This window comes from Sphingobium sp. TomTYG46, from assembly GCF_055396345.1.
In genome coordinates, this window is sequence record NZ_AP027324.1 from 1,934,092 (window position 1) to 1,953,963 (window position 19,872).

Below are 19,872 nucleotides of genomic sequence, written 5' to 3' on the forward strand. Positions count from 1 at the left end.
GCCCCTAGCCTTGGAAGGCCGGAAATGGAACGCCTTTCCGCACAGCCGCGCGCGTACCGGCGGCACTGCCGAGAGATTATGTTTAACCTTGATTAACCTCAATACGGCACATTTATCCTTGATAGCCGCCGGAAAGGGGATAGCGGGCACCATGCAGATACCACGTAGCCGTCAACGCATTGGGGTCGATATCAGCGTTGTCGTCACAACCGTGCTCGACAGCCTGGAGGGGACCATCGTCGATCTGAGCGAAGGAGGTGCCCAGATCCGCGGCTGCACCCTGCCCGCACGAAGCCAGTGCCAGATCGGGTTTGAAGGGCAGATTGTTTTCGGAACGGTGCAATGGTCCGAACCCGACCGCATCGGGGTTCGCTTTCCCTATGAACTGGTCGATGGCCCGCTGTTCGACTTGCTGGAGATGGCGCGCACCCGCCTGTGTCTGCCGCTGGTGCATAAGCATGGCGGGCGCGGCCTCGCCCCGCGCGCCTTTTCCCCGCAGCCAACCGGATTTGGCCGCCGCACAAGCTGAGTTGAGCCTTTTTCCGGTTTCCCTTTTGTTCCCGGTCGCCTAAGCGATTGGAGTGATCGACCCCACTGCCCTGCCCGCCCTTCATGCCAGCCATGGTGGGATCTGGTTGCGCGAGGGTGAAGACACCCGCGCGGTCGCGAAGGGAGCGGCTATCTCCTGCGCCGCAGAGACGCCCACTTTGCTGCTCAATGCGCCGCTGACGGGGCAAAGGCTCGGCTATCCTGAACTCAATGGCCTGGACCTGCTGGAACTCTGGGCTTTCGTCCACCCGGCCCGCTTCCTTGTCCCCACGCCCAAGGGCCTTGCGGAAGCGCTCGGCCTGGGACGGCCGGGCAGCGAAGCGGACATTCCGCAGCTGCTGCAAGCCGCCACCTCCGCGCTGCTGGACATGCTCGGATCGCCTTCATGGACCGAGCGGGAAGGCGGCTGGACTTCCGCCCAGACGCTGCACCGCCTCCGCTGGCCGTGGGCGCCACTCATCGCGCCCCGGATAAGCCGACCGCCCGAAGCAGAGCGCTGGCTTTTCTCCCGCTTGCCCGAATGGGAGGAAACACCGCCGCGTCCAGCGCCGCGCACCATCTCCCTCGATGAAGAGGCGGTGTTGGCGCGGCTGGCGCATCTGACCGGCAGCGCGGCGGAAGCCCGGCCGGGGCAGCGCGCCTATGCGGCGGCAGCCGTGGAAAGCTTCCGTCCGCGCCAGCATCGGGATCAACCCAATATGCTGCTCGCAGAGGCTGGCACCGGGATCGGCAAGACATTGGGCTATCTCGCCCCGGCCTCGCTTTGGGCATCGGAGGCGCAAGGCACGGTATGGATATCGACCTATACCAAAGCGCTCCAACGGCAGCTTGACCGCGAAAGCCTTCGCCTCTTCCCCGATCCGGCAACGGCAGCGCGGCGGATCGTCGTACGCAAAGGGCGCGAAAATTACCTCTGCCTGCTGAACCTTGAGGATGCGTTGCAGGGCGGCTTTTCCGGACGAGCGGCTATCCTCGCCCAACTGGTCGCGCGCTGGGCGGCGTTCAGCAAGGATGGCGACATGGTGGGTGGCGATCTGCCCGGTTGGCTGCCGACATTGTTCCGCCGCAATGGATCGACCGCGCTGACCGATCGCCGGGGCGAATGCATCTACGCGGGCTGTCCGCATTACCGCAAATGCTTCATCGAACGGTCGGCGCGCGCCTCGGCCGACGCGGACATCGTCATCGCCAATCACGCCCTCGTCATGATCAACGCCGCGCGCGGGCGGGAAACAGGCCAGCGACCACAGCGCATCATCTTCGATGAGGGCCATCACCTCTTCGATGCCGCCGACTCCACCTTTTCCGTCGCCTTGTCAGGTCAGGAAGCGATCGAGCTGCGCCGCTGGGTCATGGGGCCTGAAGGCAATTCGCGTGGCCGTCGGCGCGGTCTTGCCGCCCGCCTGTCGGATCTGGCCAGCTATGATGAGGAAGGCGGCCAGGCGATCCGCGCGGCGGCGGACGCCGCGCGCGCTCTGCCAGCCGATGAATGGCTGAAACGGATCGTCGCGGGAGAACCCTTCGGACCACTCGAACAGCTGCTCGCGGCCGTGCGCGGCACGGTCTATGCCCGCGCCGCCGATGTGGGCGAGGCGGACGCAGGCTACGGACTGGAAACGGAAGTGGCTGAACCCGACGGCCCGCTGGTCGAAGCCGCGCAGGAAGCCGCGCTCGCCCTCGACGCTTTGCTGCGGCCGCTGAACCGGCTCAGCAAACGGCTGGAGGCGGTCATCGAGGACGCGCCCGATTGGCTCGACGGCGCAGCCCGCGCACGGATCGAAGGGGCGATTGCCTCGCTCGGCTGGCGGTGCGACCTCATCGCCGCTTGGCTCGCGCTGCTCGCGCGGATTGGCGGCCCGGCTGATGCGGATTTCGTCGATTGGATGACGGTCGATCGCATCGAAGGCCGGGAATTCGACATCGGCATCCATCGCCATTGGCTGGACCCCACCCGCCCGCTCGCTGAAACCGTGCTGAAACCTGCGCAGGGCGTGCTGGTCACATCCGCAACGCTCAAGGGCGGCGGCGACTGGAACAATGCGGAAAGCCGCAGCGGGGCGAGCCATCTCCCGCACGGTGTCCAGCGGTTCGAAGCAGCAAGCCCGTTCGACTATCCCGGCCGCGCCGAGGTGCTGGTCGTCACCGACATCAAACGCGGTGACATTGCAGCACTGTCAGGCGCCTATGGGCGGCTGATCGAGGCGGCGGGCGGCGGGACGCTCGGCCTGTTCACGGCGATACGGCGGTTACGTGCAGTCCATGCGCGCATCGCCGATCGTCTGGCACGGGCAGGCCTGCCCCTCTACGCCCAGCATGTCGATCCAATGGACACCGGCACGCTGATCGACATATTCCGCGACGACCCACGAGCCTCGCTGCTCGGCACCGACGCCTTGCGCGACGGGGTCGATGTGCCGGGCCATTCGCTGCGGCTCGTCGTGATGGAGGGCGTTCCCTGGTCGAAGCCCACGGTGCTGCACGCCGCCCGCCGTCTCGCCGGAGGTGGCGCCGCCTATGACGACAGGCTGATCCGCGCGCGCCTTGCCCAGGCCTTTGGCCGCCTGATCCGCCGCGCCGAAGATCGGGGCAGCTTCGTCATATTGTCGGCGGCGATGCCCAGTCGGCTGCTCAGCGCCTTTCCGCCGGGGACGCCCATTCGCCGCCTTACCCTTGACGAAGCGATCATTGCGGTCAGCGCTCATTCCCACGCTGGCCTTGGCGACGGCATGCCGCTAGGGCAACGAGGACACGAATCCGGCACCCACGACCTGGAGCAAAGATGAAGCGGTTGACCCTGTTGCGCCACGCCAAGTCCGACTGGGACGATCCGGTAGAGCGGGATTTCGACCGGCCGCTGAACCGGCGCGGCGAAAGGGCGGCGCTGCTGATTGGTCAATATGCCCGCAGCCGGCAGATGCAGTTCGACTTTCTCGTCGCTTCTCCCGCAGTCCGGGTCGTGCAGACGCTCGACACCTTTCTGGAAGGCTATGGCCAGCCGCTCGATCCTCATTGGGATCGCCGCATTTATCTGGCGTCCGTGGCAACGCTGCTGGATGTGCTGCGCGATCTGCCAGACACTGCAAGCAACGTGATCCTGGCGGGACATAATCCCGGCCTGGAAGAACTGATCCTGGAACTGGTGCCGGACAATGACACCAGCCCGCTACGCGGCGATGTGGAAGTCAAGTTTCCGACGGCCAGCATCGCGGTTCTGGATATGAATATTGATGCCTGGGTGGACGTCGCACCGAACGCGGGAACGCTGATGAGCTTCACCCGCCCGCGTGATCTGGATCCGGCGCTAGGCCCGGAATCGCGTTAAATCAACTGTTCTAAGTGACCAAGGTCGCTGCTGGCGTAGAGTGAGTTCAACCCGGGCCACCCACCTCCGTTCGGGCTGAGCTTGTCGAGCCCTCTTCTTTTTGAGGGGCAGTAAAGCCTTTCGACAAGCTCAGGGCGAACGGTTTAAATGGCGACACTGAGTTAGAGCACGAAGCACTAAGTAAACACGAGGCGCTGAACTTACTCCCCAATAGCCTCCGCCAAGGCCGCCCGGATCGCTTGGAGCCGATCCAGCAGATCCGCACCCCGCTCAGGCTTGGCCGAAATGACAGGAGCCGGAACAGCGGCAGGCTTTGCCACTGCTATCCCATCGGCAAGCGCCTTTTGCGCGCCCCGCACCGTGAAGCCCTCTTCGTTCAATAACTGATTGATGCGCCTGACCAGCGCCACATCCGCTGGCCTGTAATAGCGGCGATTACCCGACCGTTGGAGAGGCCGTAGCTGGGGAAACCGCGTTTCCCAATAGCGCAGAATATGCTGCGGAAGCCCCAGTTCCCCGGACAGCTCGCTAATCGTCAGGAACGCACCCTCTGCCTTTTCCATGGATCCGATGTTGCACCTGTCAGGGCGCAAAGGTCAACCATGCGCGGGAATAACCGTCGGCTAGAGCGCGCTGCGTTTAATCGGACGCAATCGCGCGCTCTATTTTTTGTTATCGCATCGTTTTAAGCGCAAAACCGGTTCCCACTTTCGCGCACGATGCTCTAGGTCAGCCCATCACGATGCGGCAACGCGGTCCCGCATGGTCTGGCTGGCGCGGAAGGTCAGCACGCGGCGTGGTTCGATCGGCACCTCAACCCCTGTCTTGGGATTACGGCCCATGCGCTGGGTCTTGTCGCGAAGAACGAAGGTGCCAAAGCTCGATATCTTCACATTTTCCCCGCGTTCCAGTGCGGAGGTCATATGTTCCAATATGGACTCGATAAGTGCCGCGGCCTCGGATCGTGAAAGGCCAATATGACGATTGACGCTTTCCGCCAGATCTGCGCGTGTCAGGGTGCCATTGCCAGTCATCGAACGTCCCCACCTTCATCCGCCGGGTCAATGCCGACGACAATGGTAAATTGTGCGATAAGCTGAGTGATTCGGCAAGATGACTCGCCGAAGAAAGTCAAAGAATTCCGGGTAGATGCCTTGGCTTAGACCCGCAGGACGCAAGCGCCCCAGGTAAAGCCCCCGCCCATCGCCTCCAGCACGAGCAGGTCGCCCGACTGAATCCGGCCATCCCGCATGGCCAGGTCAAGCGCCAATGGCACCGAAGCGGCGGACGTATTGGCGTGGCGATCCACCGTCATGACCACGCGATCGGGCGACAGCTTCAGCTTCCGCGCGGTAGCATCCAGGATGCGCGCATTCGCCTGATGAGGGATCAGCCAGTCAATCTTGTCGGTGCCGAGGCCCGCTATTTCCATGACCTCGGTCAGTACCGACGCAAGGTTGACGACCGCATGGCGGAAGACTTCCTGCCCCTTCATGCGCAGCTTGCCAACCGTCTTCGTCGTCGAAGGTCCGCCATCAACATAGAGAAGCTGGTTGTGCCGACCGTCAGCATGCAGCTTTGAAGCCAATATGCCCCGCGCGCCGTCTACGCTGTCCTCCGCGCCCAGTACGATCGCCCCCGCGCCGTCCCCGAACAGGACGCAGGTCGTCCGATCTTCCCAATCGAGGATGCGACTGAACGTCTCCGACCCGATCACCAGCGCCTTCTGCGCGGCCCCTGACCGGATCATGCTGTCCGCCACCGTCACTGCGTACAGAAATCCCGAGCACACAGCCGCGACGTCGAAGGCCACGCAATCATTGATGCCCAGCGCTGCCTGCACAATGGTCGCGCTGGCGGGAAAGGTCTGGTCCGGCGTAGCCGTCGCCAGAATGATGAGGTCGATATCCTGCGCAGCCAGGCCCGCCGCATCCAGTGCCGCGCGAGCAGCATCGGTCGCAAGGCTTGCGGTTGTCTCGCCATCGCCTGCGATATGGCGATTGCGGATGCCGGTGCGTTCGACGATCCATTCGTCGCTCGTGTCCACGGTTTCCGCCAGTTCAGCATTGCTGACCGCGCGAACCGGGAGAGCCGACCCCGTACCCAGAAGAACGGACCTGCGAATCACTTTGCGGCGAGCTCCTGTTTGGACGCCACAGCCGACAGCGCGCTGACGCCCGCCATGTCGGCGGCGATACGCCGCGTGATGTCTTCTTCCAACAGCCGCGCAGCGACATGGACGGCATTGGCAACGCCCTTGTCATTGGCGTTGCCATGACTTTTCACCACGACACCGTTCAGGCCCAGAAACACCGCACCATTATGGTTGTTGGGGTCCAGATGATGCTTGAGCAGGTGCATGGCGGGCTTGGAAATCAGGAAGCCGATCTTGGACCGGATGGAGCTGGTGAAGGCGGTGCGCAGCAGGTCGGTGACGAAACGGGCCGTACCCTCCGCCGTCTTCAACGCCACATTACCGGAAAAACCGTCGCTGACGATCACATCGGCCTCGCCACGTCCGATCTTGTCGCCTTCAGTAAAGCCATCGAACGACAGGGGCAGGCTCGTCGCCGCGCGCAGGATCGCGGCGGCGTCACGGATTTCTTCCGTGCCCTTCATGTCTTCCGTGCCGATGTTCATGATGCGAACGCGCGGGCGTTCAAGATCGAAAGCGATGCGCGCATAGGCCGCGCCCATCACGGCAAATTGCACAAGGTTGCGGGCGTCGCATTCGGTATTGGCGCCCAAGTCCAGCATGACCACGTCATTGTCGCCGAGCGTAGGCAGTAGCGCCGCCAGAGCGGGCCGATCAATGCCCGGCATGGTACGCAGCGCTAGCTTGGCCATCGCCATCAACGCGCCGGTATTGCCGGACGAGACCGCAGCACCCGCCTCGCCCGCCTTAACGGCAGCGATCGCCATGCTCATGGAGCTGGCCTTCTTGCGGATGGCGGCGCTGGGCTTGTCCCCCGCACACACGACATCGCTGGCGTGCACCACTTCGGAAGCGGCCCGCAGATTCGGATGATTGTCGAGGGCGGCCTTGATCCGCGCCTCGTCTCCGAAAAGGGTGAAGCGTAGCCCTTCGTGGCGGTGACGGGCGAGCGCTACACCCGCCATCATCACGCGCACGCCTTCATCCCCGCCCATCGCGTCGATTGCGATTCGCGGTTGGCTGGACACTTCAGGACACCTTTGCAGGAGGGAGTGTGTCGTCAGGCCCCGACGGCAACGACTTCGCGGCCGTTATAGTGGCCGCAGGCGTCGCACAGATTATGCGGGCGCTTGAGTTCACCGCAGTTCGAGCATTCCTGGAACGCTTCAACGCGCAGCGCGTCGTGGCTGCGACGCATGCCGCGACGGGACGGGGAAGTTTTCCTCTTTGGGACAGCCATGTCGGCACCTTATTCCATAATTAGATCTGGTTAAGCGACTGGCCGAAATCCGATGAATATCGACGCCACAGGCGCCGCAGACCCATGCGGCCCGGGTGATCGCGAAGCCCTGCGCCTATAGCGTTTTTTGGCAGGGGCGCAAGTCCTTCCTTGCCCCGAAACGATGGCCACCTATTGTACCGGCAACGTAAGGATAGGGAGAACATGCGATGCTGTTGCCGATTACGCTGACCTTGGCCGCCGCCTGCGCGCTTCTCAACCTGTGGCTCGCATTTCGCTGCGTCCGGATTCGGGTCGGCGGCAAAGTGCTGCATGGCGATGGCGGCGATCCGCTGCTGGCACGGCGGATAAGAGCGCATGCGAACTTCGTCGAATATACGCCGATCATCCTCATCCTCTTCGCCCTGATCGAACTGGCCATAGGATCGCCGCTATGGCTGTGGATAGGCGCGCTCACCTATGTCATCGCGCGCGCGTCGCACGCAATAGGCATGGACGCCGACCGCCCCACCGCCTGGCGCGCGGGCGGCGCCCTCCTCACCTGGGTGGTGACGGCGGCGCTAGCGGTGGCTGCCCTCTATGTTGCCTATCACGCGACCCGCGCGGTGCCTGCGCCGCCAGCCATGGCCGCGCGCTAGGCGTTAGGCGAGAACCGCGTCACCAACGAAGGGATTGGTGCGGCGCTCATGGGCGAAATCGCTCATCGGGCCGTGGCCGGGGACAAAGGCAGTGTCGCCACCCAGCGGCCAAAGCTTGCCCGTTATCGCATCGATCAGCTGCTGGTGATTGCCCATCGGAAAATCCGTGCGGCCGATCGATCCCTGGAACAGCACATCGCCGACGATCGCGAGCTTGCTGGGAGCGTGATGAAAGACCACATGCCCGGGCGTGTGGCCGGGGCAATGATAAACGTCCAGCACCAGATCGCCGACCGTCACCTGATCGCCATCGGCCAGCCAGCGATCGGGCTCGAATATCTTCCCGTTCACGCCATAGTTGCGCCCATCTTCCTCCAGACGGCTGATCCAGAAGCGATCGGCCTCATGCGGCCCTTCGATCGGCACACCGAGTTCCTTGGCCAACGTGCCCGCCTCGCCGCAATGGTCGATATGGCCGTGCGTCACCAATATCTTTTCGATCGTCACGCCCTGCTGCTCGGCAGCAGCTTTCAGCCGGGGCAGATCACCGCCCGGATCGACGAAAGCGCCCCGATTGGTGGCCGTGCACCAGAAGAGCGTGCAATTCTGCTGCAACGGAGTGACGGGAATCAGGGCGGCTTTGAGCGGAGGCGTGGTCATGGCGGAGATGTGGCGAAGCGGGACGCGGCGCGCAAGAGCTAGCCTGCGTCTTCCATCGCCAGCGGTTCGGCCAGGCTGATCCCGTCCAGCACCTTGGCGGTCTCGTCCCGCACGCGCAGCATCACGCGATGCAGCCTGCATTCCGATTCGGGCAGGCAGTTGGTGCAGGTTTCATGGGCGAATCGGCTGGCGCAGGGCGTCAGCGCCAGCGATCCTCGGGTCAGCCGCACGATGTCGCCATAGCTGATGTCGACCGGAGCCAGCGCGAGCCAATAGCCCCCATCCCGCCCCCGCTGCGTCGCCACCAGCCCTTCCCGCGACAGTTCCGACAGGATGACCGTCAGGAACTTCGCCGGAATATTCTGCCGCGTCGCGATTTCGTTCAGCGGCACAGGTCCCTGACGGTAGCGGTCGGCAAGATGCTGGAGAGCGCGGATAGCGTAACGGGTCTTCTGCGAAAGCATATTCCCGTTATTCGCCCCCGCGCCTCATTTGACAAGCCGCCGCGGAGCCGATCAGGCCTTCACCTTGCTCAGCGCTTCTTCATAGGTGGTAGCCTTGAAGCCAACGACGGTCCGACCGCCAACATCCAGGATCGGCCGCTTGATCATGGATGGGTTGGTGCTCATCAGCAGGATCGCCTTTTCCGCGTCAATATGCGCCTTGTCGCCCGCGTCCAGCGCCTTGAAGGTGGTGCCGGAACGGTTGAGGATGGTTTCCCACCCATGCTCCATCACCCATTCCTCCAGCTTGCCCTTGTCCACGCCGGACACCTTATAATCGTGGAAGCTGTAGGAGACGCGCTCATTGTCCAGGAAATTGCGGGCCTTCTTGATCGTGTCGCAATTTTTGATGCCATACATGGTAATCATGGGGTCAGCCTTTGAACGCGGTGACTTCGATCTCGATCTTCATCTCCGGCTTGATGAGGCCGGTGACGACGCAGCTTGCCGCCGGGCGAATCTCACCGAACACGGGCGCGGTCGCTTTGCCAAGGTCGTCCCAATAGGCCGGGTCGGTGATATAATAGGTCACGCGCACGACATCGGCGAAGGAAAAGCCTGCGTCCTCCAGCGCCTTGCCGATGACCTTCAGCGCATTGACGCCTTGATCGACGACGCTTTCCGGCATCGTCTTGGTTTCCGGATCGGTCCCGGTCGTGCCAGCGACGAAGCACCAGTCGCCCTGGACGACTGCGCGTGAATAGCCGACCTGCGCCTCGAAAGGCGAACCCGAGGAGATGAGTTTGCGGGACATGGGATTTCCTTCGAAGGGGTAGCGATGAAAGGGATCGGGCGGCTCTTGCCCCCTGCCGTCTCCCCTGTCCAGCGCCTTTTGGACAGCCATGGAACGGGCGCCCCGGTTGATCGGTTGGGCAGGCAAGGAGACATGCCATGGACCAGCCAAAGGATCAGTCAGACAAGGCCCGCTTTCCCGACGATATCGAGGAAAATGACGAGCAGAGGGAACGGGGATCGCAGGCGCAGGATGTTGCCGACGACGCCCGCGCACGCAGCACCGACCTGTCGGAGGACAGCGAACGGGGCGGAACTCCAAATCGCGCCCAGATCATTCCCGAAGACACGCCGGACCTGGTCGAGCGGATGAAGGAAATGAACCGTTCCGGACGGATCGACAATGACGCCTTCGCGGGCGAACCGCAGATGGATGATGAAGAAGACTATCTTGGCCCCACCGAGGACGAGGAATAGCGGCCGAGGCGCCCCCTGCCATTAGCCGCTAGAGCAGCATGCCTTATATCTGGAGCCTCAACCCCGTTCGGGCTGTCCGAACGAGTCGCTTGCCTCGTCCGAATGTCGAAACCCTCTTCTTTCTAAAAATGAATTGCAGTCCTTTGACAGGCTCGGGACGAATGGCAAAAGGAGGCAGTGCCGATTTAGCGCGCGAAGCCCCAAAATCCCCATAACGGAGGGTAAACGGATCAGCTTCGCCGCGCGCCATCAGCAGCGCGGCCTAGGCTGGCGGGATGATCCGCCTGTGCAAACTAGTTCCGCCCCTCCTCGCCCTCCACCTCCTGCTGATCGGATCGGCGGAGCCTGTCCGGGCGGACAATCCTTCGTCACGCTTCACCCTGTGCCATGGCATGGGCGGGCCGGATTGCGTGGTCGATGGAGATACCTTCTGGCTGGATGGCCTCAAAATCCGCATTGCCGACATCGATACGCCGGAAACCCACGGGCCGCGTTGCACCGCCGAGGACGCGCTGGGCATGCGGGCAACGCAGCGGCTGCTGGCGCTGCTCAATGCGGGCGCCTTTTCCCTTACGCCGGTAGAGCGGGAACGGGATCGTTATGGAAGAACCCTGCGCATCGTGACGCGGCAGGGGCGTTCAATCGGGGCTCGGCTAGTCGCCGAAGGTCTGGCGCGCCCCTGGACAGGAGCGCGCCAGCCATGGTGCCGTAGTTAGCGGCAGTTCAGACCGCCACGGTCGATCTCGCGGCCGAGCAGAGCGCCCGCACCCGCGCCGATCAACACGCCAGCGGTATTGGAATAGCCGCGATCCAGCTGCCCGCCGAGCAACCCGCCCAGCGCCGCGCCGACGATCAAACCAGTCGTGCCGTCCGAACGACGGCAATAATAGCGGTCGTCATAGCCGCGATAGATACGCGTCCCGCGCGTCACGCGGATCGGCTCATAGCCGCTGCGATAATAGCGATCGGCGCGATAACGGCTGCCATAGCGGCGATCCGGACGGTTCCAGTCATAGCTGTAGACGACACCGCCCGGACGGCGCCAACCATTGTGGCGGCCATTGTCATGTCGGCCGTCGCGCTTCCAGTCGCGGTGGTCACGATCGCGCCAGTGGCGATCGCCCCGGTCACCACGGTCATCGCGGTCGCGCCACTCACGATGGTTATCGCGGCCATAGCCCTGCGCCGTGGCGACCGTACCTGTCAGGGCCATCGCACCAAGCGACAGCGCAGCCAGCGTGGATTTGAGGGTAATCTTCATCTTCTGCTCCTTGCCTTATTTTGACAGGCTGTGGAGCTAAACACTTCAACGCGCATGGACGTTGCATGAACGGAACAAAACGGCGCGTTCAGCGAGGGGACAGGTGAATTGCTTTCAGAGCCGACGCGCCCTTCTCCCCGTGAAATTCGATCAGCCCAGTCTATCCGCCGTTAATCTATATGGCCCTCCGAGCGAAGAAGTGCCTCTTCGTCGGGATTCTTGGGCGTATAAGAAACAAATTCCCGATACCCAAATTTGATGCCAAGACGACGCATCACCGACCGGTCATTTTCAGAATACAGGACTGCGATGCCTTTCGGGGCAAGGATATCGCGAGCCCCGCCATTGCGCCGGATACGCTTCATATAATCGTCCTGCGCCGCGACAGCCGCGACTTGCACGCGTGAAACCGGTATACCAATGCAGTTCTCAAAGAGCGCGGCGAGCCTTTTGGTCCCCTTGCCACTCCCCATGATCGCATCACGCTGGCCTTTGCTGATCCGGGACCAGAAATTGGGCGAATAATCGAAATCAGAAACCATCCACCAGATATTAGATCGGCCGGAGGCGGAAATAGAGGTCTTTTGATCTCGATTGATCCCGGCACGGAGATATTCATTGCGCGCACGAACGAGGCCTACCGAACATTTGAAAATATCCTCGTTGACGCGAAGCAGGATACAAAACTGCCCGATCGCTTCGGGCGGGATCATCCACCCAAAACCGCCGCCAGTCGTCGATTTCACATCGACTTCCCGTCCCCCAATCAGCAGGTCCAGCCTGACGCCTTTGGGAACTTGTAACCAGTCACGTAGCAAGATCTCAAATTTTGTACCGAGGTAGGTTTTCTCGGTCTTTTCAAGGTCACTAAAATAGAAGCGACCTGTCCTCGCTGTGTCTATCACCTCATCTATTGCAGAGCGGAAGAAGCCTCTCAACTTTTCCTCAAACCGCTCCCGCCCGCCAACAGCCTTCAGCAGATCCGCTTCCAAAATCAGGAGGTCAGCGCAGTCCGGATGAGATTCCGGCAGCGCGCTGTGCCCGTTGGAAGCGAACAGGTTCACGCTACCGACCGGACGGGGAAATGCTTCCGGACTGACAGGGCAACGCGAAGATTCTGAGCCACCGCTTTGGCAACCGGAGGAGGAAACGCATTTCCCACTTGCCGGTAAGCTGTGGTTTTCCGCCCATAAAATTGCCAGTTGTCCGGAAACCCCTGGATCCGCGCTACCATTCTGACAGTCAGGCGTGGCATTCCAACATAATCCGGGCCGGGCGCTTGTTCTGCCAGTGTACGCCCTTCCACTCCGAGCGACGCCCATGCTTGTCGTGCGCGCGTGGGTCCCAAATCGGGGCCTCCATGCTTTTTCGATCCCCCGACGATGGTAGGAGCAATGTCGTTAGCGCGTTCAGCCCAGCTTCTTGCTCCCGGCCAGCCTTCAGCGGCCATCAGGTCATGCAAGGTTTGACCAACGGTGGGCGGATTATGAGGAAGAGGAGCGGGCCAGTCGAAAACATCATTCAGATCGTCGCGCACTGCCACAATGACCACTCGCGGCCTCAACTGTGGCACGCCAAAGTCTGACGCATTCAGCAATCGCCAATCCGCAGTATATCCAAGCTTTTTGAGCTGGACCTTCAAATGATTGCGGTAGTCATCGAAAACAGCCGAAAGGAATCCTCGAACATTTTCGATCATCACAGCTTTGGGCCGAATCTCGTCAATGAGCCGGATTGCCGCTGGAAAAAGATTGCGTTCGTCCTTCTCCCCAAGCTGCTTGCCTGCCATAGAAAATGGCGGACAAGGCAAACCCGCGGCGAGAATATCAACGCCCTTGTACGCACGTCCATCAAAGACATTCATGTCTGCCGTGCGCACGTCCCAATCCGGTCGGTTGAGCCGCAGCGTCTTCGCGTAATCCGCCTCTATCTCGACCAGCGCCTCGTGCCGGAAACCGGCAAGTTCAAGCCCCAGCGCCTGACCGCCCGCTCCTGCACAAAATTCAATGGAATTCATGGACAACCCCGCCCTAGAGGAAGCTAGAGCATTGCGTTCTTCTTATGTTCTTGTCAACCAGCCTCATTCGTGATGGATGAGGCTGGCACCGACACAATCTACTCCGCCGCGATCCCCGCAGCCTTGAACATGTCCGGATCGCTCGGCTCATCCACATTCGCCGCATCACCAGCCTTGAGCGTCTTCCGCCGGTCAAAAGCGTCCCACACTTCATTCCACTGACCGCGCGTCGCGCCCTTCGAATATTCCGTCGCGCGGGTTTCGAAGAAGTTGGCATGCTCCACGCCGTTCAGCAGCGGGGTCAGCCAGGGGAGCGGGTGCTCGTCGATCATGTAGATGGGCTTTAAACCCAGCTGCCCCAGACGCCAGTCGGCGATGTAGCGGACATATTTCTTAATGTCCTTGGGCGTCATGCCCGGCACAGGCCCCATTTCGAAGACGAGGTCGATGAACGCATCCTCGATCCGCACCGTCTTCTGGCACATGTCCATGATGTCGTCCTTGACCGACGGCGTCAGGCAGTCGCGTTCCTTGGTGAAGGCGTGGAACAGCTTGATGATGCCTTCGCAGTGCAGCGTTTCGTCGCGCACCGACCAGGTGACGATCTGGCCCATGCCCTTCATCTTGTTGAAGCGGGGAAAGTTCATCAGCATCGCGAAGGAAGCGAAGAGCTGGAGCCCTTCCGTAAAGCCGCCGAACATGGCCAGCGTCTTGGCGATATCCTCGTCCGTATCGACGCCGAACTGGCTCAGATAGTCATGCTTATCCTTCATCTCCTTATACTGCATGAAGGCCGAATATTCGGTCTCCGGCATGCCGATCGTGTCGAGGAGATGGCTGTACGCGGCGATATGGACCGTTTCCATGTTGCTGAACGCGGTCAGCATCATCTTCACTTCGGTCGGCTTGAACACGCGGCCATATTTTTCGTGGTAGCAATCCTGCACTTCCACGTCTGCCTGCGTGAAGAAGCGGAAAATCTGGGTCAGCAGGTTGCGTTCGTGATCGGACAGCTTCTGCGCCCAGTCACGGCAATCCTCACCCAGCGGCACTTCCTCGGGCAGCCAGTGCAACTGCTGCTGGCGCTTCCAGAATTCATAGGCCCAGGGATATTCGAAAGGCTTGTAGACCTTGCTGGCTTGAAGAAGGGGCATTGGGTCGGCTCCGCGAATTAATGGACAAGCGCAACCTGCGCGGGCGCGAGACGTTTGGTCCCCGTCATTCCCGGCACAGGAGCAATATGATGGTTGATCTTACCAGCATCAAGGAACATGCTGAGGTTATTGGCGCTGATGGCGTCCATGTTGGCACTGTCGATCATGTCGAGGGTGCAGAAGGACATCAGCGTATCAAGCTGATCAAGGCGGATAGCGGCCAGGGAAGTCACTCCGGGCATCATCATTATATCAGCGAGGGACTGATCGCCGGGGTTGATGAGGATGGCACTGTGCGGCTCTCTGCGACCGGCGCCAACGCCGTTCTCTTTGAAGAAGAACAAGACGAGGGGTGACGGCTCCGGGGGTGATTGTGTGGGCGCGGCCGGTGTCGCCACCGCCGCGCCCATCCCCCCCATTAGCTCATTGGCACGCCAGGCATTCGTCATAGTCTGTGCTTCCCCCGGCCAGCTCGAATTTCGGTGCGTCGATGGTATTGTCGGCCTCCACCCCGCCAGCGAAACCGGCACGCTGCACCGACTTTGACCGCAGATAGTAGAGCGACTTGATACCCAGTTCCCATGCGCGGAAGTGAAGCATCATCAGGTCCCACTTTTCCACGTCCGCCGGAATGAACAGGTTCAGCGACTGCGCCTGATCGATGAAGGGCGTCCGGTCCGCGGCGAGTTCGAGCAGCCAGCGCTGGTCGATTTCGAAGCTGGTCTTGAATGTGTCCTTTTCTTCCTGGCTCAGGAAATCGAGATGCTGGACCGACCCGCCGCGTTCGAGGATCGTGTTCCAGACGTTCGTGCTATCCTTCGACTTGTCGCGCAGGATTTTTTCGAGATAGGGGTTCTTCACCACGAAGCTGCCCGACAGCGTCTTGTGCGTGTAGATGTTCGCCGGGATCGGTTCGATGCAGGCGCTGGTGCCGCCGCAGATGATACTGATCGACGCGGTGGGCGCGATCGCCATCTTGCAGCTGAACCGTTCCATCACGCCCATGTCGGCGGCGTCGGGGCACGGCCCACGCTCGACCGCGAGCTGCATCGAGGCTTCGTTCACCTTCACATTGATATGTTTGAAGATGCGCAGGTTCCAGCTCTTGGCCATCGCGCCTTCGAACGGAAGGCCACGGGCCTGGAGGAAGGAGTGGAACCCCATCACCCCCAGGCCCACTGACCGTTCGCGCTCCGCACTATATTTGGCCCGCGCCATTTCGTCCGGCGCTCGGTCGATATAGTCCTGCAGCACATTGTCGAGGAAGCGCATGACATCCTCAACAAAGACGGGGTCCTTGTTCCATTCGTCCCAGGTTTCCAGATTCAGGGACGAAAGGCAGCAGACCGCCGTCCGGTCATTGCCGAGATGGTCGCGACCCGTCGGCAAAGTGATTTCTGAACAAAGATTGGAAGTCGAAACTTTAAGGCCGAGATCGCGATGATGCTTGGGCATCATGCTGTTCACGGTGTCGGAGAAGACGATATAGGGTTCGCCGGTGGCAAGGCGGGTTTCCACCAGCTTCTGGAACAGGCTGCGCGCATCGACCGTGCCACGGACGGAGCCGTCCTTGGGCGATTTGAGCGAGAACTCAGCGCCGGTGCGGACCGCTTCCATGAACTCGTCGGTCAGCAGCACGCCATGGTGGAGGTTGAGCGCCTTGCGGTTAAAGTCGCCGCTCGGCTTGCGGATTTCCAGGAACTCCTCGATCTCCGGATGAGAGACGTCGAGATAGCAGGCGGCCGAACCACGGCGCAGCGAACCCTGGCTGATGGCGAGGGTGAGCGAATCCATAACGCGGACGAAGGGGATGATGCCGCTGGTCTTGCCATTAAGGCCGACCGGCTCACCAATGCCGCGCACGCTGCCCCAATAGGTGCCGATGCCGCCGCCGCGCGAGGCCAGCCACACATTCTCGTTCCAGGTGTTGACGATGCCTTCCAGGCTGTCATCGACGCTGTTCAGATAGCAGCTGATCGGCAAGCCGCGTCCGGTGCCGCCGTTCGACAGCACGGGCGTCGCGGGCATGAACCAGAGGCGCGAGATATAGTCATAGACACGCTGGGCATGCGCCTGGTCATCGGCATAGGCGGCGGCGACGCGAGCAAACAGGTCCTGGTAATTTTCGCCGGGCAGCAGATAGCGGTCCTTCAGCGTATCCTTGCCGAATTCGGTCAGCAGCGCGTCACGGCTTTCATCCGTCACGACATCGAAGCGCCGTTCCTGGATCGAAGAGGAGGACCGCACCGCCTTGGCGGGCGCAGCCTTCTTTTCCGTCACGGTTTCCACCACATCGTCAATAACCGTCGCCACGTCGCCTGCACCTGCCTGTTCGCTGTCTCGAAAATCCATGCGAGCCCCCGAATGTTCATGTTTCGTTCGATTCGGTCCTTTTCCGGTCAGTTCCGACCAGATGGCCTGCAACCGAGCCGAGCGGGGCACCTTCAGTGGATCGCCATGGACAAAACGCCCCTCGCCCGGAAAATGGTCCGGCCGTTACAATCACAATCTGTTGGGTAACCCCCGTTAACCCGATACAAGGGATAGTGCCACAGCCTTGAATGGTTGCAAGAGGGTAAATGACAGTTCGAGGACTCGTTACGGTTCCCAAGCTGTTCACCCGGCAACAATCCGTCACGCCGCATCGCAGCGACGCGCGGACTTCCCTCACTCTTGCAAAAGACAAGAGGGACAATGTGCGAACGAAAATAAATTTGGCTTGCCTCGGAAATTGCCCGGAACGGGTCAGGGGGCTTGTCCTTTTTACTAAGGATGGTGGTTCATCAAAGACTTATCCACAAGCTGATGTGGATTAACTGTGGATGAGAAAAAGCCCCGCCAGCGTGCTAAAAGCCCCGGTGCGCCTGACATAAGGCCCATGAATGAGAGGCAGCCATGATTCTCTATTATCACCCCCTTTCCTCCTATTGCTGGAAGGTGCTGATCGCCCTTTATGAGAATGACACGCCGTTCGAACGGGCAATGATGGAGGACCCCGGCGTGGCGGAAGCGTGGCTCGCGCTGTGGCCGCTGGGCAAGTTCCCGGTGCTGCGCGACGAGGCGCGGGACCAGACGGTCGCCGAGGCGAGCATCATCATCGAATATCTGGGGCAGCAGTGCCCCGGCCCCTTCCGCCCGATCCCCACCGATCCCGCCCAAGCGCTGGAGGTGCGGCTGATGGATCGGCTGTTCGACAATTATGTGATGACGCCGATGCAGAAGATCGTGGCCGACCGGCTGCGGCCCGACGATGCGCGCGATCCCCATGGCGTGGGCGAGGCGCGCATCCTGCTGGGCAAGGCCTATGCGATGCTGGAGGAGCGGCTCGGGGCGCGGCAATGGGCGGCCGGGGATGAATTCACCCTGGCGGACTGCGCGGCTGCCCCCGCCCTCTTCTATGCCGACAAGGTGGAGCCGATGCGCGGCGGCTTTCCGGCGCTGGCCGCCTATCTCGACCGGCTGGAGGCGCGGGCGAGCTTTGCACGGGTGCTGGAGGAGAAAGAGCCCTGGTGGCACATGTTTCCCTATGCCAACGGATAGTTCGGGATATCTGGACTCTCGGCACAATCCCTATTAGCCGCGCCTGCGAAGACCCGCCGTGCAGGGCCGGGCGCTAATTAGGGACATGAAGGCAAGATGACCGTCATCAAGACCGCCGATCTGATCGAGAGCGTCGCCGACGCGCTCCAGTTCATCAGCTATTATCACCCGATGGATTATATTCGCGCGCTGGGTAAAGCCTATGACGCCGAAGCCAATCCGGCGGCCAAGGACGCCATCGCCCAGATCCTGACCAACAGCCGCATGTGCGCCGAAGGGCACCGCCCGATCTGCCAGGATACCGGCATCGTCAATGTCTTCATCAAATGGGGCATGGACTGCCGCTTTGATGACAACAGCCGGTCGATGCAGGACGTGGTCGATGAGGGGGTGCGCAAGGCTTATCTGAACCCGGAAAACCGCCTGCGCGCCTCGATCCTGCGCAATCCGGCTTTCTCGCGCGTCAATACCAAGGATAACACCCCTTGCGTGCTGAATGTCGAAATGGTGCCGGGTAACAAGGTGACGGTGGACGTCGCGGCCAAGGGCGGCGGGTCGGAGAACAAGACCAAGTTCAAGATGATGAACCCGTCCGATTCGATCGTCGACTGGGTGCTGGAGATGATCCCGCAGATGGGCGCTGGCTGGTGCCCGCCCGGCATGCTGGGCATCGGCATCGGCGGCACGGCGGAAAAGGCCGTGGCGCTGGCCAAGGAATCGCTGATGGAGCCCATCGACATGGGCGAGTTGAAGGCGCGCGGCCCGCAGAATGATATCGAGCGCCTGCGCATCGAGATTTTCGACAAGGTCAATGCGCTCGGCATCGGCGCGCAGGGTCTTGGCGGCCTTTCGACCATCCTCGACGTCAAGATTTACGACTATCCCTGCCATGCGGCGGGCAAGCCGGTCGCGATGATCCCCAACTGCGCCGCCACCCGCCACGCGCATTTCACGCTGGACGGCTCCGGCCCCGCCTATCTGGAAGCGCCCAAGCTTTCCGAATGGCCGCAGGTCGACTGGAAGCCGAGCAAGGAAGCGATCCGCGTCGATCTCGACAATCTGACCCCGGAAGTCGTGCAGAGCTGGAAGCATGGCGACCGCCTGCTGCTGAACGGCAAGATGCTGACCGGCCGCGATGCCGCGCACAAGCGGATCGCCGACATGCTCGCGGCGGGCGAGCAGCTGCCGGTCGATTTCAAGGGCCGCGTCATCTATTATGTCGGCCCGGTCGATCCAGTGCGCGACGAGGTGGTCGGCCCGGCTGGCCCGACCACCGCGACCCGCATGGACAAGTTCATGGACATGATGCTGGAGCAGGGCCTCGCCGCCTGCGTCGGCAAGGCGGAGCGCGGCCCGGCGGCGACGGATTCGATTGCCAAGCATAAGAGCGCCTATCTGATGGCGGTCGGCGGCGCGGCCTATCTCGTCGCCCGCGCGATCAAGGGTGCGAAGGTCGTCGGCTTCGAGGATCTCGGCATGGAAGCTATCTACGAGTTCGACGTGCAGGACATGCCCGTCACCGTCGCCGTGGACAGCGAAGGCCAGAACGTCCACCGCCTCGCCCCGCTGGTGTGGCAGGAAAAGATCAAGAAGGAAGGCCTTCTCGAAAAGGCGTGAGGCATCC

At 61.7% G+C, this 19,872-nt stretch carries 23 protein-coding genes; 9 read left to right on the forward strand and 14 right to left on the reverse strand.

The features are described from left to right. The first annotated feature begins 151 nt into the window (after positions 1–151). Genes ACZ5YV_RS09780 through ACZ5YV_RS09790 form a run of 3 tightly spaced genes read left to right on the forward strand, consistent with a single transcriptional unit; the run spans position 152 to position 3,871 of the window. On the forward strand, positions 152–529 hold the full coding sequence (locus ACZ5YV_RS09780) for a PilZ domain-containing protein (protein ID WP_464787450.1): 378 nt from the start codon (positions 152–154) through the stop codon (positions 527–529). Positions 530–581: 52 nt separating this feature from the next. Beyond that, the gene (locus ACZ5YV_RS09785; RefSeq protein ID WP_464787451.1) at positions 582–3,332 is read left to right on the forward strand and encodes an ATP-dependent DNA helicase; all 2,751 of its coding nucleotides are present in this window, start codon (positions 582–584) and stop codon (positions 3,330–3,332) included. After that, positions 3,329–3,871: a SixA phosphatase family protein gene (locus ACZ5YV_RS09790; RefSeq protein ID WP_464787452.1), complete on the forward strand. Its 543-nt coding sequence runs from the start codon at positions 3,329–3,331 to the stop codon at positions 3,869–3,871. Before ACZ5YV_RS09785 ends, ACZ5YV_RS09790 begins: the two co-directional genes overlap by 4 nt. A 200-nt stretch (positions 3,872–4,071) precedes the next feature. On the opposite strand, the gene ACZ5YV_RS09795 is transcribed toward ACZ5YV_RS09790, so the two are convergent. The 5 genes from ACZ5YV_RS09795 to rpmF form a co-directional block, all read right to left on the reverse strand. Continuing rightward, the gene (locus ACZ5YV_RS09795; protein WP_464787453.1) at positions 4,072–4,434 is read right to left on the reverse strand and encodes a MerR family transcriptional regulator; all 363 of its coding nucleotides are present in this window, start codon (positions 4,432–4,434) and stop codon (positions 4,072–4,074) included. 174 nt (positions 4,435–4,608) lie between these two features. After that, positions 4,609–4,905 (reverse strand): integration host factor subunit alpha, encoded by a 297-nt coding sequence (gene ihfA / locus ACZ5YV_RS09800; protein WP_449474233.1) that lies wholly within the window; start codon positions 4,903–4,905, stop codon positions 4,609–4,611. A gap of 125 nt (positions 4,906–5,030) precedes the next feature. Continuing rightward, positions 5,031–5,999 carry a beta-ketoacyl-ACP synthase III gene (locus tag ACZ5YV_RS09805; protein ID WP_464787454.1) on the reverse strand — a complete coding sequence of 323 codons (969 nt, stop codon included), beginning with the start codon at positions 5,997–5,999 and terminating at the stop codon, positions 5,031–5,033. Further along, a complete protein-coding gene (gene plsX / locus ACZ5YV_RS09810; protein ID WP_464789195.1) occupies positions 5,996–7,021 on the reverse strand; it encodes a phosphate acyltransferase PlsX in 1,026 nt (341 codons plus the stop codon). Before plsX ends, ACZ5YV_RS09805 begins: the two co-directional genes overlap by 4 nt. Positions 7,022–7,086: 65 nt before the next feature. Beyond that, positions 7,087–7,266, reverse strand: a complete 180-nt coding sequence (gene rpmF, locus ACZ5YV_RS09815; RefSeq protein WP_081570365.1) for a 50S ribosomal protein L32 — start codon at positions 7,264–7,266, stop codon at positions 7,087–7,089. Positions 7,267–7,475: 209 nt separating this feature from the next. On the opposite strand from rpmF, the gene ACZ5YV_RS09820 reads away from it, so the two are divergent. After that, complete coding sequence (locus ACZ5YV_RS09820) at positions 7,476–7,904, forward strand: MAPEG family protein (RefSeq protein ID WP_464787455.1); 429 nt, start codon at positions 7,476–7,478, stop codon at positions 7,902–7,904. A 3-nt stretch (positions 7,905–7,907) separates the two neighbouring features. Here the strand turns inward: ACZ5YV_RS09820 and ACZ5YV_RS09825 are convergent, their stop codons facing one another. Genes ACZ5YV_RS09825 through ACZ5YV_RS09840 form a run of 4 tightly spaced genes read right to left on the reverse strand, consistent with a single transcriptional unit; the run spans position 7,908 to position 9,821 of the window. Next, on the reverse strand, positions 7,908–8,564 hold the full coding sequence (locus ACZ5YV_RS09825; RefSeq protein ID WP_464787456.1) for an MBL fold metallo-hydrolase: 657 nt from the start codon (positions 8,562–8,564) through the stop codon (positions 7,908–7,910). Positions 8,565–8,602: 38 nt separating this feature from the next. Beyond that, the gene (locus ACZ5YV_RS09830; protein ID WP_196224625.1) at positions 8,603–9,028 is read right to left on the reverse strand and encodes an RrF2 family transcriptional regulator; all 426 of its coding nucleotides are present in this window, start codon (positions 9,026–9,028) and stop codon (positions 8,603–8,605) included. 51 nt (positions 9,029–9,079) lie between these two features. Continuing rightward, positions 9,080–9,436, reverse strand: a complete 357-nt coding sequence (locus ACZ5YV_RS09835; protein WP_196224626.1) for an ArsC family reductase — start codon at positions 9,434–9,436, stop codon at positions 9,080–9,082. Between the two features lie 4 nt (positions 9,437–9,440). After that, positions 9,441–9,821, reverse strand: coding sequence for a RidA family protein (locus ACZ5YV_RS09840; RefSeq protein ID WP_464787457.1), 381 nt, complete (start codon positions 9,819–9,821; stop codon positions 9,441–9,443). A gap of 137 nt (positions 9,822–9,958) precedes the next feature. On the opposite strand from ACZ5YV_RS09840, the gene ACZ5YV_RS09845 reads away from it, so the two are divergent. Beyond that, positions 9,959–10,276: a hypothetical protein gene (locus ACZ5YV_RS09845; RefSeq protein WP_464787458.1), complete on the forward strand. Its 318-nt coding sequence runs from the start codon at positions 9,959–9,961 to the stop codon at positions 10,274–10,276. Between the two features lie 275 nt (positions 10,277–10,551). Further along, on the forward strand, positions 10,552–10,992 hold the full coding sequence (locus ACZ5YV_RS09850) for a thermonuclease family protein (protein ID WP_464787459.1): 441 nt from the start codon (positions 10,552–10,554) through the stop codon (positions 10,990–10,992). Here ACZ5YV_RS09850 and ACZ5YV_RS09855 read toward each other — a convergent pair. The 4 genes from ACZ5YV_RS09855 to ACZ5YV_RS09870 all read right to left on the reverse strand — a co-directional run bounded on the left by ACZ5YV_RS09855 (position 10,989) and on the right by ACZ5YV_RS09870 (position 14,708). Next, positions 10,989–11,537, reverse strand: coding sequence for a glycine zipper 2TM domain-containing protein (locus tag ACZ5YV_RS09855; RefSeq protein ID WP_464787460.1), 549 nt, complete (start codon positions 11,535–11,537; stop codon positions 10,989–10,991). The genes ACZ5YV_RS09850 and ACZ5YV_RS09855 overlap by 4 nt on opposite strands. Before the next feature lie 170 nt (positions 11,538–11,707). Then, entirely contained in the window at positions 11,708–12,601 is an 894-nt protein-coding gene (locus ACZ5YV_RS09860; RefSeq protein WP_464787461.1) for a NaeI family type II restriction endonuclease, read from the reverse strand. Further along, positions 12,598–13,554 carry a DNA cytosine methyltransferase gene (locus ACZ5YV_RS09865; protein WP_464787462.1) on the reverse strand — a complete coding sequence of 319 codons (957 nt, stop codon included), beginning with the start codon at positions 13,552–13,554 and terminating at the stop codon, positions 12,598–12,600. The genes ACZ5YV_RS09860 and ACZ5YV_RS09865 overlap by 4 nt, the downstream gene beginning before the upstream one ends. Positions 13,555–13,652: 98 nt before the next feature. Beyond that, entirely contained in the window at positions 13,653–14,708 is a 1,056-nt protein-coding gene (locus ACZ5YV_RS09870) for a ribonucleotide-diphosphate reductase subunit beta (protein WP_464787463.1), read from the reverse strand. Positions 14,709–14,797: 89 nt separating this feature from the next. Here ACZ5YV_RS09870 and ACZ5YV_RS09875 point away from each other — a divergent pair, with 89 nt between their 5' ends. Further along, a complete protein-coding gene (locus ACZ5YV_RS09875; RefSeq protein WP_464787464.1) occupies positions 14,798–15,064 on the forward strand; it encodes a DUF2171 domain-containing protein in 267 nt (88 codons plus the stop codon). Positions 15,065–15,131: 67 nt separating this feature from the next. Here ACZ5YV_RS09875 and ACZ5YV_RS09880 read toward each other — a convergent pair whose 3' ends face one another. Further along, positions 15,132–17,060 (reverse strand): ribonucleoside-diphosphate reductase subunit alpha, encoded by a 1,929-nt coding sequence (locus ACZ5YV_RS09880; protein ID WP_464787465.1) that lies wholly within the window; start codon positions 17,058–17,060, stop codon positions 15,132–15,134. Positions 17,061–17,603: 543 nt separating this feature from the next. On the opposite strand from ACZ5YV_RS09880, the gene ACZ5YV_RS09885 reads away from it, so the two are divergent. Then, positions 17,604–18,248: a glutathione S-transferase family protein gene (locus ACZ5YV_RS09885; protein WP_464787466.1), complete on the forward strand. Its 645-nt coding sequence runs from the start codon at positions 17,604–17,606 to the stop codon at positions 18,246–18,248. A 96-nt stretch (positions 18,249–18,344) separates the two neighbouring features. Further along, the gene (locus tag ACZ5YV_RS09890; protein ID WP_464787467.1) at positions 18,345–19,865 is read left to right on the forward strand and encodes a fumarate hydratase; all 1,521 of its coding nucleotides are present in this window, start codon (positions 18,345–18,347) and stop codon (positions 19,863–19,865) included. The last annotated feature ends 7 nt before the right edge of the window (positions 19,866–19,872 follow it).

Excerpts from the sequence above, each read along its gene's own strand:
- ACZ5YV_RS09780 (WP_464787450.1), top strand. The coding sequence starts at position 152 with ATGCAGATACCACGTAGCCGTCAACGCATTGGGGTCGATATCAGCGTT.
- ACZ5YV_RS09790 (WP_464787452.1), top strand. The coding sequence starts at position 3,329 with ATGAAGCGGTTGACCCTGTTGCGCCACGCCAAGTCCGACTGGGACGAT.
- ACZ5YV_RS09795 (WP_464787453.1), bottom strand. The coding sequence starts at position 4,434 with ATGGAAAAGGCAGAGGGTGCGTTCCTGACGATTAGCGAGCTGTCCGGG.
- ihfA (WP_449474233.1), bottom strand. The coding sequence starts at position 4,905 with ATGACTGGCAATGGCACCCTGACACGCGCAGATCTGGCGGAAAGCGTC.
- plsX (WP_464789195.1), bottom strand. The coding sequence starts at position 7,021 with ATGGGCGGGGATGAAGGCGTGCGCGTGATGATGGCGGGTGTAGCGCTC.
- rpmF (WP_081570365.1), bottom strand. The coding sequence starts at position 7,266 with ATGGCTGTCCCAAAGAGGAAAACTTCCCCGTCCCGTCGCGGCATGCGT.
- ACZ5YV_RS09820 (WP_464787455.1), top strand. The coding sequence starts at position 7,476 with ATGCTGTTGCCGATTACGCTGACCTTGGCCGCCGCCTGCGCGCTTCTC.
- ACZ5YV_RS09825 (WP_464787456.1), bottom strand. The coding sequence starts at position 8,564 with ATGACCACGCCTCCGCTCAAAGCCGCCCTGATTCCCGTCACTCCGTTG.
- ACZ5YV_RS09830 (WP_196224625.1), bottom strand. The coding sequence starts at position 9,028 with ATGCTTTCGCAGAAGACCCGTTACGCTATCCGCGCTCTCCAGCATCTT.
- ACZ5YV_RS09835 (WP_196224626.1), bottom strand. The coding sequence starts at position 9,436 with ATGATTACCATGTATGGCATCAAAAATTGCGACACGATCAAGAAGGCC.
- ACZ5YV_RS09840 (WP_464787457.1), bottom strand. The coding sequence starts at position 9,821 with ATGTCCCGCAAACTCATCTCCTCGGGTTCGCCTTTCGAGGCGCAGGTC.
- ACZ5YV_RS09845 (WP_464787458.1), top strand. The coding sequence starts at position 9,959 with ATGGACCAGCCAAAGGATCAGTCAGACAAGGCCCGCTTTCCCGACGAT.
- ACZ5YV_RS09850 (WP_464787459.1), top strand. The coding sequence starts at position 10,552 with ATGATCCGCCTGTGCAAACTAGTTCCGCCCCTCCTCGCCCTCCACCTC.
- ACZ5YV_RS09855 (WP_464787460.1), bottom strand. The coding sequence starts at position 11,537 with ATGAAGATTACCCTCAAATCCACGCTGGCTGCGCTGTCGCTTGGTGCG.
- ACZ5YV_RS09865 (WP_464787462.1), bottom strand. The coding sequence starts at position 13,554 with ATGAATTCCATTGAATTTTGTGCAGGAGCGGGCGGTCAGGCGCTGGGG.
- ACZ5YV_RS09870 (WP_464787463.1), bottom strand. The coding sequence starts at position 14,708 with ATGCCCCTTCTTCAAGCCAGCAAGGTCTACAAGCCTTTCGAATATCCC.
- ACZ5YV_RS09875 (WP_464787464.1), top strand. The coding sequence starts at position 14,798 with ATGGTTGATCTTACCAGCATCAAGGAACATGCTGAGGTTATTGGCGCT.
- ACZ5YV_RS09880 (WP_464787465.1), bottom strand. The coding sequence starts at position 17,060 with ATGGATTTTCGAGACAGCGAACAGGCAGGTGCAGGCGACGTGGCGACG.
- ACZ5YV_RS09885 (WP_464787466.1), top strand. The coding sequence starts at position 17,604 with ATGATTCTCTATTATCACCCCCTTTCCTCCTATTGCTGGAAGGTGCTG.
- ACZ5YV_RS09890 (WP_464787467.1), top strand. The coding sequence starts at position 18,345 with ATGACCGTCATCAAGACCGCCGATCTGATCGAGAGCGTCGCCGACGCG.